The 16,519-nt window shown below is 48.4% G+C and carries 19 protein-coding genes and 1 pseudogene; 14 read left to right on the top strand and 6 right to left on the bottom strand.

All coding sequences use genetic code 11. The features are described from left to right. Positions 1-119: 119 nt before the first annotated feature. Positions 120-575 (top strand): hypothetical protein, encoded by a 456-nt coding sequence (locus ACKI61_RS08275; RefSeq protein ID WP_407457269.1) that lies wholly within the window; start codon positions 120-122, stop codon positions 573-575. 63 nt (positions 576-638) lie between these two features. On the opposite strand, the pseudogene ACKI61_RS08270 reads toward ACKI61_RS08275, so the two are convergent. From ACKI61_RS08270 to ACKI61_RS08260, 3 genes and pseudogenes are all read right to left on the bottom strand, one after another. Then, positions 639-986, bottom strand: a pseudogene (locus ACKI61_RS08270) (KilA-N domain-containing protein); the annotation flags it as partial. A 144-nt stretch (positions 987-1,130) separates the two neighbouring features. Continuing rightward, positions 1,131-1,730, bottom strand: coding sequence for a GNAT family N-acetyltransferase (locus ACKI61_RS08265; RefSeq protein ID WP_173382438.1), 600 nt, complete (start codon positions 1,728-1,730; stop codon positions 1,131-1,133). Next, on the bottom strand, positions 1,705-1,899 hold the full coding sequence (locus tag ACKI61_RS08260; RefSeq protein ID WP_407457268.1) for a hypothetical protein: 195 nt from the start codon (positions 1,897-1,899) through the stop codon (positions 1,705-1,707). Before ACKI61_RS08260 ends, ACKI61_RS08265 begins: the two co-directional genes overlap by 26 nt. A gap of 240 nt (positions 1,900-2,139) precedes the next feature. On the opposite strand from ACKI61_RS08260, the gene ACKI61_RS08255 reads away from it, so the two are divergent. From ACKI61_RS08255 to ACKI61_RS08215, 9 genes are all read left to right on the top strand, one after another. After that, entirely contained in the window at positions 2,140-2,457 is a 318-nt protein-coding gene (locus tag ACKI61_RS08255; RefSeq protein ID WP_407457267.1) for a hypothetical protein, read from the top strand. A gap of 503 nt (positions 2,458-2,960) precedes the next feature. Beyond that, positions 2,961-3,644, top strand: coding sequence for a hypothetical protein (locus tag ACKI61_RS08250; protein ID WP_407457266.1), 684 nt, complete (start codon positions 2,961-2,963; stop codon positions 3,642-3,644). 42 nt (positions 3,645-3,686) lie between these two features. Beyond that, entirely contained in the window at positions 3,687-4,067 is a 381-nt protein-coding gene (locus ACKI61_RS08245) for a hypothetical protein (RefSeq protein ID WP_407457265.1), read from the top strand. A gap of 1 nt (position 4,068) precedes the next feature. Then, complete coding sequence (locus tag ACKI61_RS08240; protein WP_407457264.1) at positions 4,069-4,704, top strand: JAB domain-containing protein; 636 nt, start codon at positions 4,069-4,071, stop codon at positions 4,702-4,704. 14 nt (positions 4,705-4,718) lie between these two features. Continuing rightward, positions 4,719-5,357: a hypothetical protein gene (locus ACKI61_RS08235; protein WP_407457263.1), complete on the top strand. Its 639-nt coding sequence runs from the start codon at positions 4,719-4,721 to the stop codon at positions 5,355-5,357. A 1-nt stretch (position 5,358) separates the two neighbouring features. Further along, positions 5,359-6,057: a hypothetical protein gene (locus ACKI61_RS08230; RefSeq protein ID WP_407457262.1), complete on the top strand. Its 699-nt coding sequence runs from the start codon at positions 5,359-5,361 to the stop codon at positions 6,055-6,057. A 29-nt stretch (positions 6,058-6,086) separates the two neighbouring features. Next, a complete protein-coding gene (locus ACKI61_RS08225; protein WP_407457261.1) occupies positions 6,087-6,881 on the top strand; it encodes a hypothetical protein in 795 nt (264 codons plus the stop codon). Positions 6,882-6,886: 5 nt separating this feature from the next. Then, the gene (locus ACKI61_RS08220; protein WP_407457260.1) at positions 6,887-7,567 is read left to right on the top strand and encodes a hypothetical protein; all 681 of its coding nucleotides are present in this window, start codon (positions 6,887-6,889) and stop codon (positions 7,565-7,567) included. A 33-nt stretch (positions 7,568-7,600) separates the two neighbouring features. Beyond that, positions 7,601-9,256, top strand: a complete 1,656-nt coding sequence (locus ACKI61_RS08215; protein WP_407457259.1) for a BspA family leucine-rich repeat surface protein — start codon at positions 7,601-7,603, stop codon at positions 9,254-9,256. Positions 9,257-9,393: 137 nt separating this feature from the next. Here ACKI61_RS08215 and ACKI61_RS08210 read toward each other — a convergent pair whose 3' ends face one another. Further along, positions 9,394-10,659: a hypothetical protein gene (locus ACKI61_RS08210; protein WP_407457258.1), complete on the bottom strand. Its 1,266-nt coding sequence runs from the start codon at positions 10,657-10,659 to the stop codon at positions 9,394-9,396. A gap of 60 nt (positions 10,660-10,719) precedes the next feature. Next, complete coding sequence (locus ACKI61_RS08205) at positions 10,720-11,409, bottom strand: MrcB family domain-containing protein (RefSeq protein ID WP_407457257.1); 690 nt, start codon at positions 11,407-11,409, stop codon at positions 10,720-10,722. Positions 11,410-11,568: 159 nt separating this feature from the next. Between ACKI61_RS08205 and ACKI61_RS08200 the strand changes: the two genes are divergently transcribed. Together ACKI61_RS08200 and ACKI61_RS08195 are read left to right on the top strand one after the other, a co-directional pair. After that, positions 11,569-11,703, top strand: a complete 135-nt coding sequence (locus ACKI61_RS08200; RefSeq protein WP_407457256.1) for a hypothetical protein — start codon at positions 11,569-11,571, stop codon at positions 11,701-11,703. A gap of 249 nt (positions 11,704-11,952) precedes the next feature. After that, positions 11,953-12,348 carry a hypothetical protein gene (locus ACKI61_RS08195; RefSeq protein WP_407457255.1) on the top strand — a complete coding sequence of 132 codons (396 nt, stop codon included), beginning with the start codon at positions 11,953-11,955 and terminating at the stop codon, positions 12,346-12,348. Between the two features lie 92 nt (positions 12,349-12,440). On the opposite strand, the gene ACKI61_RS08190 is transcribed toward ACKI61_RS08195, so the two are convergent. Further along, on the bottom strand, positions 12,441-14,507 hold the full coding sequence (locus tag ACKI61_RS08190) for a DNA/RNA helicase domain-containing protein (RefSeq protein ID WP_407457254.1): 2,067 nt from the start codon (positions 14,505-14,507) through the stop codon (positions 12,441-12,443). A 321-nt stretch (positions 14,508-14,828) separates the two neighbouring features. Here ACKI61_RS08190 and ACKI61_RS08185 point away from each other — a divergent pair, with 321 nt between their 5' ends. Together ACKI61_RS08185 and ACKI61_RS08180 are read left to right on the top strand one after the other, a co-directional pair. Further along, positions 14,829-15,203: an ASCH domain-containing protein gene (locus ACKI61_RS08185; protein ID WP_407457253.1), complete on the top strand. Its 375-nt coding sequence runs from the start codon at positions 14,829-14,831 to the stop codon at positions 15,201-15,203. 263 nt (positions 15,204-15,466) lie between these two features. Next, entirely contained in the window at positions 15,467-16,513 is a 1,047-nt protein-coding gene (locus ACKI61_RS08180; RefSeq protein WP_407457252.1) for an ORF6N domain-containing protein, read from the top strand. The last annotated feature ends 6 nt before the right edge of the window (positions 16,514-16,519 follow it).

Below are 16,519 nucleotides of genomic sequence, written 5' to 3'. Positions count from 1 at the left end.
TAAAGCACCAAGTATCGTATAAAAGCGCTAAGTGGTCAAAGGCCGCAACGCCCCGCTTGACCGCAGGCAATCAATAGAGTATTTTAAATAAAGTCAAACATTCTCCGGAGACCCGCCAAATGCAAGGTAAACCGTCACACTACTTCGTCATCCGCTCGCCGTACGTCCAGCTAGTGCTTACCGGCGTAAAGACATTTGAATGGAGGACAAACGCAAAAATGTTTGCGAACAAGCGCCTCGCCGTCGCAGTCTCCAAATCTCGCGCCCATGAAGACGACCTGCAAAACGACATCGCCAAGTGGGAAAAACTGTGGAGCAAATTCCTGAAGAAAGCGACCGCAAAAGACCGCGAAACCGCGCTCGCAAAACTCAAGAGAAACCGCGCCAAGGCCGAAAAGCTGTTCGACAAGACAAACGGATGCGGCTTGATTATCGGCGAAATCGTGACGGGCGACGTCGCCATCTACGAAGGACTCCTAGGCATCCCCGTACTGGAATTCAGACTCTGGCCGGGAACCGAGTGGATGAAATCTCCCGGCGGCCTCGGCGTGCGGCACATGCCAGAAATGACGTGAAGCGTAATGTGGACCACACTGGGGTAAATCTGCGGCGACCATACAAAAGAATCCCGAGACAACTTATTTCAACAACTTGTTTTCCCCAATCGACTTCAGCACGGTCATCTGCGAAATCGCTATCTGGTTCAGCTTCTGCAGGCGTTCGGGTTGCGGCAGCCCCTCCTTAATCAATACGGAATTCAGCGATTCCATATTCGAAAGGCAAATCAGCTGGTTCACCGTCGCATAGTTGCGGACATTCCCCTGCAAGTCGGCATGGGCATCGCGCCATTCCTTCGCGGTAAAGCCAAACAGGGCGACATTCAAAACGTCTGCCTCGCTTGCATAAACCATGCTCATCTGCTGCTTCGAAAGCGTCGCGGGAATCAAGTTTTGCTTGATTGCGTCCGTATGGATATGGTAGTTGATTAGTGGAAAGTATCCATTATTTTGTCGAAAGGACGAAATTGTTGCTTCCTGCCATATTTTTAACTGTACCGAATTCGGTATAATTAAAATCTGGATTGAAGAAAAACGTGTTCGTGCCTAGTGTCACCAGTGGTGTCAAAATTTCTACGACACGAAGTCGATTAAGTCCAGATACATCATCCTGGTGTTCAACGACTGGCTCGAATCAACACGGAAGGCTTCTTTCTCGAGATTTTCGTCCGAATACAAAAAACGGAAACCGTTCTTTTGGTAAAAATTTATCGTTTCGGGCCTGTTGTAGGCATCGACAACCATAAAGCGACAACCGGTCTTGTTATCCGGGTGGATAAACCAGGAAATCAGATAATCAATGACCTGACTCCCCAAGTGCAAGCCGCTGCGTTGGAACTGGCCGTTAACTCCCAATCGTCCAATCAGGAGCGCAGGATACGTACGCGTATGCTTTGCATTGGGCACCTTGCGTTCCAGGCGGTTCCGCGAAGACTTGGGAATCATTGTCGATTTGATGCTGTCGTTGGACAAAGTGAAGGCGCAGGCTATCTGCGGCGATTCCGTATTCGTTACAGCGATATAGCTTTTCCCCAACAATTGAGCGGAGTACAAGTACGCATCGTTCCGAAAGAAATCATCTAGATCCTCATCGCCGCAGCAGAACGAGGACAGGTCGGTATTCTTGTCGATGGGGTAAAGGGTGCAATCAGATGCTAAACGGATTCTTTCCATTATGGGCCTCTCTGTAAGAACGGCCGCGGGCGGCCATCTCGTCGATTTGGGCGAAGGAAACCTTGAGCCCGAGACGACGCGGATTCTTTTCGTGTTCTTCGGCAGCACGAACGAACGACTCTGCCGTAGAGCCTGTAAGAACCGGGATATTTCTTATTTCAAGAGCCATAATACCCCCATAATCTACATTTATTTGCAGGTTCGGTCAACATCATCTATACCTCCTTCGGCGCCAACAAGCATAAAATGGCGTCGCACTACGGCTTTGCGCATTTGAGCACTATTAAATATAGAATCACGTCAAACGATTGTCAACCCCTTTCCCGAACAAAATCGCAAAGAAATTTCGTGCCCCTCAAAAAGACATTTTCTGTCACTAGCATTATCTATCTTTCGGGGCGGAGGCACTATGGAAAACGACACGTTCGGCGGCGCGATACTCGCATGGGTCAAGAGCGCAAAGGCGTTCCTGAAAGTCCAGGCGGGCACCGGCGACAACCTGCTCGAAGAAGACATTCGGGAAGGGTTCACCGACTATTGCCTATGGTCCACGTTCCGGCCGGAAAGCACCGACACCGACGGCGAGCTTGACATGGAATGCCTGGACAGCGGCATGGTCCTGTTCAGGGAAAACTGCACCCCCGGAGAGGCGCTGGAATCGAGCTACCGGCAAGCCTTCGGCACCGACTTCGACAAGGACGACATCGCGGTACTGATGGAAGAATGACGCCGCCTTTTCACTTGGTGGGGGAAGGTGGGACTAAAGTCCCAACTGTTCGGCTCGATCATGCCAGCCCGCAAGCGGTCTGTCGCGACACTCGCCTTGCATAGTTGTCCCCTGCCTGCAGCCTCGGCTCGGTGGCCCTAATGTCACCCTGGAGGGAGCGCGAAGCGCAACCGATAGGGTCCATGGCCACACTCCCCGGGTCTTCCGGACACCCCCTCTCCTAGGAGCTCCGCCCCTAAAACCCCGTTGGCACCACCTAAAGGTGGCCATGCCCACGTAAGCGCTAAAGCGCTAAGTGGTCAAAGGTCGTACCGCCCCGCTTTAAGTCTTGTTCATCAATAATCATTCTTTTCTGTTGGGCGGCGAGGCTGTGTTAACCCCGTAAATTCGAAAAAAACGGATCTCGATTTGCTTTCGCGCACTACCGTATTCCGGCAGGGAGGTATCTACGCTCTGATTTTGGGACACCTAGGACATTGCAGGGCGGTGTTAATCACGATCCTATGGCTAATAACGACTACTGCAAAAAGGAGACTACCATGAACGCAATCAAGAAAATCTTTATCGGAGCGACGCTCACTGCAAGTATGCTGTTCGGCGCGAAGGTGCCTGGGCTACCGTCCAAGTTCACATTCAGCGTGAACCCGTTCCGCACCGGCACGGCATGGTTCCTCGACGCGTCGCAGGCCCGCCTCTACAAGGAGAACGGCAAGTCCATGTGCTCCTACCTCGGGGACCTGGTGTTCCCGGCATACTACGAGCCCCGCATGGACGCGTACTACTGCCCCGGGGTCACCGTCAGGCACATCTACAGCGCGATGATTGACCGCCAGGAAGGAAAGTGCCTCGGGTTCGTCTGCGGGTACGACATCGCGGTTCCCGGGGGTGGCCCGATGCTCACCACCGACCATGTCGAGTACTGCCCCGACATCATCGTCACGGTGGCCCAGCAGGGAAGGATGGACGTGGTGGCCGCGAAGACCTTCAAGGCTGCCGAGGACGCGACTCCCTACTTCCGCAACGGCGCGCTCATCGATTTCGTGCTCGTCACGCAGAAGGAACTCGTGGACAAGTGCGGCGGACCTCGCTATCGCAAGCAACTCAACTATTGGATTGGCACTGCGAACGCTCCAGGCTCGGAATACCATACGGAAACAATAGATTACCCAGGGTGGGACGGTCTTTAGTAATCCTGATCCTTTTACAACAATCAAAACAGGAGGCATAATATGCACATCATGAACATCATCGTCATCGCGTTCGCCACGCTCGCGGCGCTCACCAAGCTCACCGACGTCTTCAGCACGATCAAGCGCGTCAAGACGGCCAACATGGAGCGTAACCCCATCGGCAAGGTGCTCTTCAAGCATTTCGGTGTCGCGGGAGGCTGCTGGATCACCTTCGCCGTCCAGGCGATGATTTGCGCCTTGGTTGGCTGGGACAGCGTTTTCTATAGCGAAACCGCCGAAAAGGTCGCTACTGTCGCTTTCTTTGGAGTGATCACCTACTTTAATATCTCGACGGGCTTCCATAACATGATGGGATACGACCTTCCTTTGACGAAGAGTATTATCCGCTTCTATGGCTGGCTCGCAAAAGGAGGAAAGTAATATGGTTTTCGATGCAATTCCCCTGTTTGCGACCCTTCTCGGGTCAGACGAAATTGCCGTTGATGCAGTCAACTATCTCTCGCACTGTCGCGAATTGCCCACAGAAGATGATCTCGTTGAAAATATGAAAATTTCGCGCTGTGTTGCCCGCAGGAATCAGAAACTTTCGCGCAGCATTGCCCACAAGATCGTGGCCGCCGCCAAGCTTTCCGGCACTTACCTTCTTGACTCCTCGCCCACGCACCTGAGTGACCCCAGGAAGGTCGCTTTCTACCTGAGCAAACTCAAGTTTGCCCCGGTTGAGCATTTGGTGGTCCTCACCATCGACTCGGACAATTCTCTCATCAAGCGTCACGAGTTCTCTTCCGGTTGCGTCGGCTCGGTTCAGGCGGATCCTGTCACAGTGTTTCGCTGCGCGATTGAAGACCAGGCTAGCGGCATCGTCTTCGTGCACAACCACCCGAGCGGATCTCCCCGTTTTAGCCAGGCGGACTACAATTTTACCACTCAGCTCATCAAGGCGGGCGCATTGCTCGGCATCCGTATTCTCGACAGCGTCCTGATCACCCGCCGCGGATTCCGCTCGATGCGCACCGAAAACTATGAAATGTTCAACGAAAAGCCGCTAAAAGAATAAAACAAGGAGGAATCATGGCCTATAAGAACATTACCGGGATTTTCGGACACGAATGGATCTCCGAATCCAGCGTCAAGATGATTCTGAAGCAGCTTCCGGAATCCCATTACAACGTGTGGGTGAGCTTTACCGACAGCAAGAACGACCTTGCGCTGAAGGAGTGCACCCGCAAGGAACGCAACCTGGACCGCATCACCATCGAATACAAGGATGGGACCAACCGTCATGATCCCGACCCGTTTACTTGGCTGATTTTTGGCCCGGTGGATGGTTTTGATCTGCTGCACGACTCCATTTTTGGGGCAAATGGATTTTTTGCAAGGCGCTGCAAGTGCCCGGCCTGGCCCCAGACAAGGAACGAGAATCCTAAGGACATTTTCATGATGCGTACCGCGATGCGACACAAGCTGGCGGAATTCCTGAAGGTGTCTGAGGGACCGTCTTACTTGAAAAAGGACGCCCCGCTCAATTTTATGGTGAACCTCATGGATCAGGAGCAGAGGACTAAGCTTATCGGACTTATCGAGAACCTGGATGGCGACGGAATTTGGATGTCGGTGGAAGTCAAGTTCCCTAACAGCACCATCGACCAGATTCAGCGTCTTGACACCGATATCGAACTTCAAAAAATCAACATGCAAATGGAGGCCTAAAATGCTACACGACTCAATTGATTTCCCTTTCGACTACATTATCGACAAGTTCTTTATGAATCATAACGATCATGTCGGCATGGACCTGCTGAAAAAGTGGCGCGGCTGGTCAAAGCAGGAATCATTCAATTCAGAGACAATAAATCACATCTGCCGCCAGTTCCTGGCCCGCCGCAAGATGATTCTGGATGCCGAATTCCAGTGGACCCCCGCCAATAAGGCTCGTATTGTCTTGTTTAACCGTGCGATTCACAATACGGAATTTGATCTGTACAAGAGCCTGAAACAGCTCAAGCGCAATTTTAAGGAAATGTTCAAGCAGAAGCACTACTTTGTCGACACGTACCTTGCACAATCAAGGATCCGCTACACGGGCTACTACATCGAAAATGAAGATAAAGACTTCGCGCAGCTTCTGTGGAGGGCAATCCCAAAATCACACCAGTGCGAGTTCGTTAGGAACACCTTTGATAGTTTCGATAACAAGCTTGTGAAGCCAACAACAGATTGGGGGTACGATTTCAAGGAAAACCAGAGGGAATGCGCCTCTATCTCGGAATTCCGGAAGCTGCCCTTGCACAAGCACGCTGGGTTCCTGATGTTCGACAGCCAGACTTTCGCCCTGCAGGATTTTGTGAATATGTGCATCTCTTTTCAGTCTTGTACCGACATCACTTACGATAACCCAGTCCGCATCTAGGCAACTCAGTAAATAACAAAGGAGATAAAATGAATCAGACTGAATACCTCTACACGCACTATCAGGCACCTCTCCCGGCCTGGCTTTGGGAAATCAATAAGAATTCAAGGATTCCGTGGAAGGAATTCTTCGGCTCGCGCACGGTGTTCTATCCGGGTTCCGGAATCGATCCGTACACGGTAAACGCCTTCACGCGCAGCCACAGCGCCTACTGCTTTGTCAACGTGGACTACGCAATTGCGAAGGAAAAGCTCGAGAATAACCTGAAAAAGCCGATGTTCCCGGGATATGACATTATCTACGAACGCGACATTTCCGAGAGCTTCTTTTTCTCCATGTTTCGCCAGCCGTATTCGTTTGTCACCGATTTCGGACTGGATTCCGGCAAAGAAGTTTTTCATGCTTTTACGTACAGCCACACGGAGCGCGAGGATTTCGACACGATCAAGCATTATGTGAAGTTCCTGGTGTTCGAACTCAAGGCGGGCCTGGACAATTCCTTTGGTGCGGCACGCTTTGCACTGCTCTTTATCGGAGGCGATGCCTTCCCCGTGTTCAACGCCCTGTACGCGAACAAGAATGCGAACCTGTTCGCCATGCTGATCGACGACTACGGCTATGGCGGACAGTACGCCCGCTATGGGAAGGATCAGCTGCTCCACAAGATTGCCCTCAGGCGCAACGTGTTTCCCGAGCTTATCTTGACGGAACGCTGTACCGGGGAGCGCATGTGGGACGGCTTCTATGAAGTCGATGTGCCCTGGAGCCCCTCCGATGCGAAACTGGGAAGGGTCTTGAGAACGCTTTACAAGAAGGAGGAATAATGTCCATGGCAGAAACTAAGCGCAACTATGTGCTCCTGAACTGCTTCGCCGATACCGAAACGGCTAAAAGCGAAGGGTTCTGCAACCGCAGGGAAACGCTCAGTCATTACTTCTTGCGGACAAAGGCGGGCGTGCCACTCGTGAGCGAGCACGAAATCGCCTACGAAAAGGAGGTGTCCGCACAAAGGGAAAGACGGCTCAAGCTCTTCTGGGACAGTTTCCCCCTTATCATGAGAAACTGGAAGAAGATCCTGAAGACCCCAGCGCTCAGGGACATCTCCATGGACTCCATCGGCGTGGTGCATGGGATAAGGGGCGTGACGCTCGGCTCGCTCGCATTTGCCTGGCGTGCGCGCTGCATGCGCACCGCCTGCCCCGAATGCAACGAGGACGCGTATTTCATTCCGTACGTGGAACACCCGTTTACGATGTTCTGCAGCCTGCCGGACGATTTCCCGGATTTTCCGGAAAAAAGCCGCATCTACTGCAGCGCCTGCGGAAAAGAAAGCGACCTCTACGAGCTCGAGCATGACCCGCAATCCAAGTGCCACGATTTCCGCCTGCTACTGGAAAAATGGAAGCGCCGTCACCGCCCGGCAGAATCGGGAACAGTCTTCGAGACTGCCCTGCACCTGTTGAAACTAGACGAAATCTACGGCGAGGAAATTACCCCTAGCTGGAGATAACACCATCCTAAACACAAAAAAAGGAGATTCCAAATGATTATTGCAAAAGACCAGGAACATCTTGAACAGCTCATCGAAGAGGCAATCGAAAAGGACGGCCCCTGCTGCGACCTGAATTTTATTGATGTCTCGCGGGTATCGACCATGAAATACCTGTTTTCTCGATATCCCGAATTCAATGGTGATATTAGCAAGTGGAACGTGTCCAAAGTGATCGATATGAGTCATATGTTTGAATGCAGCCAATTTGATGGAGATATTAGCCGGTGGGATGTGTCCAATGTGGCAGATATGAGTTACATGTTTTCGGAAGCGGCATTCAATGGCGACATCAGCCGATGGAATGTAACCTATGTTGAAAATATCTCCTGGATGTTTCGTAATTCTCCATTTAAAGGCGATATTAGCGGGTGGAACGTGTCCAATGTGACTGACATGAGCTACATGTTTTCGGAAGCAGCATTCAATGGCGACATCAGCAATTGGGAAATGAATGATCTTTGCTCAATAGATAATATCTTCGAAAATTCTTCTTTTGAAAAAACATCAAAAGCCGAATTTTGGATCAAAAACTTTTTCCATCAAGTAATCGAGAACGCAAAAAACAGTTCCAATGAAATTGTTGCCAGGGATGTTATTCATTTGAATGCGCTAGTTTCCGCCATGATCGGATTAAACGGAAACAATTGTAATCTCAATGAAATCAACGTGTCAAATGTGACCGATATGGGCTGCTTGTTCTACAATTCCGATTTTAATGGCGATATTAGCGGGTGGGATGTATCTAATGTAACTAACATGAGTCATATGTTTGAGAGATCCAGTTTTAACGGAGATATCGGTCGCTGGGACGTGTCGAAAGTAAAATGCATGAATAACATGTTTGCGCATTCCCAATTCAATGGAGACATAGATAACTGGGATGTATCAAATGTAATCAGCATGTGCTATATGTTCGTTGGGTCCAAATTCAATGGAGACATTAGCGGATGGAATACGACCATGGTACAAGACATGACGGGCTTCCTCAATGGTACAATACAGGCAAAATCAGGAAAAAAGGAAAAAGTCCTCGCACGCGACCGCGCTCATCTGGATCAGCTTATCGCAGAAACCATCGAGAAAGAAGGCCCAGAGTGCAACTTGAACTTCATCAACGTATCGCGTGTTACGAACATGAGAGGACTGTTTAAAAACATGCGGTTCTATGGGAATATTAGCAAATGGGACGTGTCAAAAGTAACAACGATGAAGGATATGTTCTGTGGTTCGCAATTCAACGGAGACATCAGTCGCTGGGATGTGTCTAACGTGACCGACATGAGCTACATGTTTTACGGAACGCATTTTAACCAAGACATCAGCCGTTGGAACGTGTCTAACGTGGTTGACATGCGCGAGATGTTCAATGGATCCGCTTTCAATGGCGATATCAGCCGCTGGGACGTATACAACGTGACCGACATGAGCTATATGTTCGCCAATTCAAAATTTAACGGCGATGTCGGCAACTGGAATGCTCCGAATTTGAAATACAATAGCGGCATGTTCCATTGTTCGCAACTGGAAAAAAACAACAGCATCCCCAATTGGAGTAAAGAGAAGCCGGCAAGGCACTCCATTACAGTGGATTATAAGCCGCATCTGTTTCGACATGGAATGCCTGGACAGTGGCATGGTCCTGTTTAGGGAAAACTGCCCCCCCCGGAGAGGCGCTGGAATCGAGCTACCGGCAAGCCTTCGGCAAGGACTTCGACAAGGACGACATCGCGGTACTGATGGAAGAATGACGACGGCCCCGCAACGCCCCGCTCACATTGCTTTGTTTAGTGTTCCTGCATGAAAGCAACCAATTGATTGATGACACCTCTTCCAGACCCGGAGTATGTGTCGCCTAGTGCTTCCTTATCGTTTCCACGCATGTATTTGTAAGCGATGTCTTGAATAGAATCTGCAAATGTATCGAACTCGACGTTATCTGCATCTTCCAGAATACGATGAAGGGCGCATATGTAATTATCCGCTGTTCCTGGTTTAATGTCATTTGCGTTAATCATCCAATCCCTAAATTCTTGCTCGGATTGATTAGCTGCTGCTCGGGTTCTTGGGCGTCGAGGCTGATTTGTTTTTTCTTCGTCCGTTGGTGCAGGAGGTGTAGCCTGTGCGAAGGTTGTGCCATATTGAATCCCGACAATAAAATCGCCTGTTGAGGTTACTGTATTTATGTCGAAATCAGGCTTCATCGCAATTTTTGACAAAAAATCTTCGTACATATTACCATATAATTCATGGTATTTCTTCATTGCGAATTTCTGCAATTGATCAGATTCGCCAATGTCGTTTAGCTTTACGCGGACTTGCAGTTGTTGCAGACTCCTTTTGGGTGTCAAAATGAAGTTCATGGGGCAGGTTAGGCGGAGGAAATGCGCTTTAAGCAGTTCTTTCCCGTGTTCGTCAACTTCAATATCTCTAGCGTAAAAGTTTCCCGAAGGATCCTCGTGAAGCGTCCAATCTTCGTATTCGCCTCGCGGGAAGAATTTTTTGCAGATATCCGAGATCTTTGCCGATTTCCTTCCATCCCATATATCTGCGCCTGCGTTTACGATATGGGAAATTTTATATCCTGCGTTGGCGATATACGGATCTTTTCCTGCCAGCGATATTGCTGCTTTATCTCTTTCTGATTGCTGGCTTCGTCCAAAGCGGGCAGGAAACTTTCGGGAAATCATAGTTTCCTTGAAGTCCTCGTAACTGGGGACGTAGCGGTCATAAGCCATTTTATAGAAATAAGCCGTAAAGAAGTTGTCCGTATAAAAGAACCTATATGTATCGTTGGTGACGATGTTGTAGAAACCTCTTCGCAGATCGCGGTCCCAGTCGCGGCCGTTCCCGAAAGTTCTTATGGCAAAAAGAGCGTCAGGCTCTTCAATGTATCTTTTCAGGATCTCCCACCATTCTTTTACATATTCTACAGGAATAAGCTTCGGGGCGACAAACGTGTCCCAAAATTCGGTGATGGTTTCCGAAGAGCCTGTTTCAATCTCCGGGATTCTAGGTTCGCGGATTGTATTGAGTTTTTCTTGTAACGTCATGAGACGATGCTCCCTTGCTTTTCTGTTATCGTTTTTATTGAAAGATATGTAAAGAGTTTTTTATTGCTGGGTCACGTTAGTTAATGACGCACGATAGTTTCCATATATTTTTATCATCTTCCATAAATCTTTTCTGAGTTCTTCTTCGCTTGGCACACAGTCGCAGCTATATTTTTTACTATAGAGTGCAGCTTCTTGATATGCCTTTGCCGTAAAAAAGGTTTTTTCGTTACTGATCGATAAGTCTATTGCGCCTTTTGTAAAACCTTCCGCATAGTTTTCTGGGGCTAGGGAAAGCCTATTCTCAATTTTCTCTATTAAGCCTCCACGAGCCGCTTTCAATTTGCGAATCGCTTCTTCGCATTCAGGTTCAGTCCCAATGGCACCGTTTATGGCTTGTATTAGGGATAAATAAATGCTTTCTCCATTGTGGGAGACAAGGTAAACAATATAGACGCCTTTTTGGGGATCGTCAGTTATTTTGCGATCCAAAATGCAGAACCAAAATATATCGGCCAATTTTCCTTTACCGATGCTTCCGACAAAAGAATATGCGTTTGAGTTTCGGTAAAGAGCTTGCGCTACACCAGTTGGCTTTGATTGAAAGGCGTTGACAATTGTTTGCAAAGACTTTGGTATTTCGGTATTGAAAAGGTTAAAGAATGGATGGCCCGCACCGTACTCGCTGACACGAGCTTTTTGAAAAGCCTTTTTATCAAAAATTTTCAGAAAAATTTGACGTAAATCCATGGGTTATTCATCTCCTTTATTGTTGCTTTTCGCTAAACTAGATCTTTTTTTTGTGGAAAATAACACCATGGCTTATTCCAAATTGGAATAGTATCCATAATAACACCACTTTCGGCGGCGCGATACTCGCATGGGTCAAGCGCCCCCCTCGAGCTGGACATGGAATGCCTGGACAGCGGCATGGCCTTGTTCAGGGAAAACTGCACCCCCGGAGAGGCTCTGGAATCGAGCTACCGGCAAGCCCTCGGCAAAGATTTCTGCGAGAACGACGTCATACAACTCTTGTCATCCTGAGCGGGGGAAGCCTCCCCCTGCCTGCAGCCCCGGCTCAGTGGCCCTAATGTCACCCTGGAGGGAGCGCGAAGCGCAACCGATAGTCTGGCCATACTCCCCGGGTCTTATTTTCATGATGAGTTGCAGGCGTCAAGAGAAAAAAATGGAAAGTTTTTTAACCCGAAAATTCACCCGTTTTATCGATTAGATAATATTGGACCGTACACGTTTGCTCCATATAAGGTTCTATGGAAAGAACAGTCGGGATGTATGGCCGCAGTGGTTGTTAGTACATATTGCAACAGCGTGCCAAATGCTGATAAGAAAATGTTCGTTGAAGATAAGACTATTGTGGTTGACTCTAAGGTTTTGATGTTAGGGCTTGATAATGAAGATGATGCGTATTATGTTTGCGGCATAATCAACTCTCCCATTGTGGTAAAGATCATCGATGGATATGCGATTAATACAAACCGAGGGATTGATGTCCTTCGCTATATAGGAATACCACAATTTGATTCTCAAAATACTATCCATAGATCGATCGCCTCTTTATCTAAACAAATCCATGAACTGGTTAAAGAAGAAAAAAAATACTCGGAATTAGAAAAACAGCTTTCTAATTCTGTTAAGGACCTCTATTGTAAAAGAAAGGCAAGACCGTAAGAATAAATTATTCTGCCTCACTTGATTTTTCAAGTGGGGATTTTTGGTATGATTTTGTGATACTTCGGATTTAGAAAAACTGCATTTTTTTCTTATATGCTATCTGCGTCAATATCAATCAATCCCAGCGATTTCAAATAATTATAGGTGTCATCATAAAATTCGGGGAGTCTTGTCGAATCTTTCGGGTCACCTTTAGGGACGCAAATAACCATGCCTTGACGGGCGCGGGTCATCAAAACGCGGTAGGCATTGAGTTGGTACATCTTGCGTTCCGCTTTGTTGACGCGATTCCACTTAGTTCCGCCATTAAACTCAAAATTATCCCAGGTGCCGTTGTTATAGCGAAGGTCGCCATCCCATATAAGGCCGGTCCAATCCAATTCCAGTCCCTGGATATCGAATTCCGTGGCGGCGTCTTCCAGGAACAGGGAAGAACGTACATCGTTGATGTCATCCAAGAACCAGTGAACGGTATCGGGCTTGCAACGTACATCGATTGCCAAGGGTTTCAAACGATAAGCCTTTGATGAAACAACAAGTCCATATCTTTCGTTACCGCGGGCTTTTTGACGCAGCCATTTCTTGGCTGTCTCGATACTTCTTGTTAGCGCAATCGGATAGCGGTCGGAAAAACTTCTGTAGATTTCGCGCGTTTTCTCAGCGTCACAATCCAATAGGTAATGCACCATGCTCGATAGGCGTTCGGCGCGGAAGCTGCGCATGGAAACAGCAAGGTGTAAATCTTCTGAATATACAACGTGCTCGTTGGCTTCCAGCAGTTTCTTTACTTTGCCTTCTGCATATTCTTTTGCGGTAAGCTGGCTTGATATGTATACATTCCATTCAGGGAATGTTTCATTAAGGGCGCGAATCCATTCGCCAATGCCTGCCTCCCCGGTATTGATTTCTTGACCGCCGCCGACAAGACAAATGATTACGGCCCAATCCTTGCGTTGGTCAAGGGACCATATAAGAAATTCACCTTCAGACATGGGGAAGCCGACAAGCCCCTTCTTTTTACTGAGCCATGCGGCGATATGATCCTTGTCCCAAGAACGTTGCGCCTCGTCAAAGATGGCGATATTTTCCACTTCACCGTAACCGGCTTTTTCATCTTCGAGTTCAGTGGTGGTATCTGCAATCAATCGATCACCGACAATCTTTACTTTGCCCAGCATGTTATCGCGATAACGATGAATTATGTGGATAAATCGTTTTACTTCGCGTTCAGCCTCTTTCTTTGTAATCTTGTTGCCGAGAGCTTTTTCCTTTGTTTGTTTATCTCGAGTCAGGGCTTCTGTCAAAACTTCAATTAAAGGACCGTTGCCAGACAAGTAAACCGCCAAATCTTCGTTGGATTGTTGAATGGCTACATTGAGTCCGACAAGTGTTTTGCCTGCTCCTGGAACCCCCGTCACAAAGCATATACTCTTTTCGTGTTTCGCTTTGGTATCGCGAATTACTTGCTGAATGTATTGTGTGGTGCGCTCTAACTGTTCGCCCTCTGCTTCATGACGAGTGATTTCTTCTACGCTATGATTCATGTAAAGCGTACGCGCAGCTTCGATGATAGTTGGCGTCGGAGCGTATCGGCTGCGTGCCCAATCATCCAAGGCGACTGCGTATGTCTTGGGCGGAATGGGTTCCGACAAAACCAAGCGAATTGTTTCACCAAGATTCGCATGATTTGTCATTAAGGGCTCATAGATGCCATCATCGTAATGAGATGTTTGACATGTTCTCGATTGCTCAGTGCTATTTGTTGCGACTAATATTGGTACAATAAACCTATCTACGCTACCTTGATGGAAATTCTTTAAGTCAAGGGCATAGTCTAGAACCTGGTCAACATCATGCTGTAGAAATTCGGTTTCTCCAACCTTGAATTCAATTACAAAGACTCTTTCTTGAAGTAAAAGGACTGCATCGATTCGTTTGCCGAGTCGTGGAATGGTGTATTCAAAAATGATTTCGGCAGATTCTTGTTTCCATGAATCCAGGCTTTTCTGAAGGATTGATATTTCTGCTAGCCATGCATGCTTTTGCTCTGTGACGCTGTCGCCCTCATCATCTTTTGCAATAACCCCAAGAATATTTGTCGGGGAAGACTTTATGAAGTCGGCTAAACTGGCTTTGTAAAAGAATCTGTTGATCATTCCATTTTCCTTTCAGACATGCTTGGAATTGCCTTTTTTGGAAATATATAATATTTTTCCTGCATTTTGCGTTAGGGATAGTGACCCCTTGGGGACAAGACTCGCGTAGCGAGGCTTGGTTCTAGGAGGCGAGCGGCAAGCGAAAGTGCAGGCGATTGCCCCTAGGATAGCGTGCAAAACGAGTGCCGCAAAATTATGCTTGCATAATTTTATGACCGAGTGAAGCCGCGGACGGCGTAGCCGTCCATATAGCCCGCCCCGCGCGTGCGCGGGGAACGCCCACATCCGGGAAATAAATGTTAGATTTGTGAACACCTGCCCATGTCTACAATCCTTCTTTCCATCAAGCCGGAATATGTCAGCAGAATTCTAGAGGGCTCGAAGAAGTTCGAGTTCCGCAGGTCCGTCGCCAAGCGCAAGGTGGGCCGCATCCTGATTTATTCCACGACTCCCGTGAAGAAGGTGGTGGCTCTGGTCGAGGTGAAGGGCGTGCTGCAAGATTCTCCCCAAAGGCTCTGGCAACAAACGCATGCCGGCGCGGGGATATCGCGAGCAAAGTTCATGGACTACTTTGCGGGCCGCACTGTCGCATACGCCTTCCAGCTGGGGACTTTGCGCAGGTTCAAGGAGCCCAGGACGCTCGCCGAATACGGGATTGCATCCGCCCCGCAGTCCTTCACGTATATAGAAGAATAAGCTAAGCACGAAATGTAAAATTTCGTTACTCCCCTTGCCAGAATTTCCGATATTAGGTACATTACCGCTGAACGCATCTCGCTATAGAAAGGTGAGGTGCGTTTTCATTTATCAATGTTAACGCATTGGCCTCGGCAATAGAAATAAGCAAGCTCATTTCTGCTGCTCTCGGCCTGGTGCGTTTTTGTTTAACCGGAATTCCAGTTTCGCAAGAACGCCTCTAAAAATTAACCGGTCACAAATTGTGACCACTTGGAGGCTGTATGGCAAGAAAAACTGATAAATTGGCTGTCGCGGAGTTCCCACTTATTGACGAAACCCTGCTCAAATCGCGGATATACACCATTCGCGGGGTCAAGGTGATGCTCGATGCCGACCTGGCCGAGATTTATGGATACGAGACGAGATTTTTTAATCGTCAGGTGAAAAACAACATTGATCGATTTGCGGAGGATTTCCGATTTCAATTGAGTGAGGATGAAATGCAAAACTTGATGTGCAAAAAATGCACATCAAGTTGGGGTGGAACACGAAAATTGCCGTATGCCTTCACCGAACAGGGCATCTATATGCTTATGACGGTTTTAAAAGGTGACCTGGCGATTCGTCAAAGTATGGCCCTAATTCGCCTTTTCAAGCAAATGAAGGACTATATCGTTGCGGAAAACCATCAACTGCTCGGAACTGCGGGAATCGCCCAGATTGCTGCGCAGACTGCTCAAAATACATATGAAATCGCGGCCGTTTCCGCCGAAGTAAAGGAACTTTCTGGCGAAGTTCGCGATATCAGGAGCGATCTGGGGAAAATCAATGTGGACCTCCGGATGGTCATGGAAAACTTCGTTGATCCTTCGTCTTTCAGGCACTTCTTGATTCTGAACGGGCACAAGCTGGAGGCGGATGTCGCCTATGCGCAGATCTACGGCATGGCGAAGAAGTCGGTGCTGATTGTCGATAACTATGTAGACGTTAAAACGCTGAATTTGCTCCGAAATGTGCGCAAAGGCGTTTCCGTCCTGATTTTCAGCGACTTGCTCGGTGGAAGCCGCATGACAGACGATATGCTTGCCGATTATCGGGCCGAGATGCCGGGCGTTTCGATTGACAAGGTTTCTGCTGCGCACAAGTTCCACGACCGCTACATTCTTATAGACTTTAAGACCAAAAGCGAAAAGCTGTACCATTGCGGAGCTTCAAGCAAGGATGCCGGCAGCAAGATTACGACCATTGTCCGGCTCGATGATGTAGATGCTTACCGGAACATGTTTGAGGAATTGTTGTCCCGACTAAAGCGAGAAACAATCAAATAAAGGAGA

The sequence above is a fragment of the Fibrobacter sp. genome (assembly GCF_045601785.1).
Classification (GTDB): domain Bacteria; phylum Fibrobacterota; class Fibrobacteria; order Fibrobacterales; family Fibrobacteraceae; genus Fibrobacter.
This window is presented reverse-complemented; position numbering and strand designations above follow the sequence as displayed.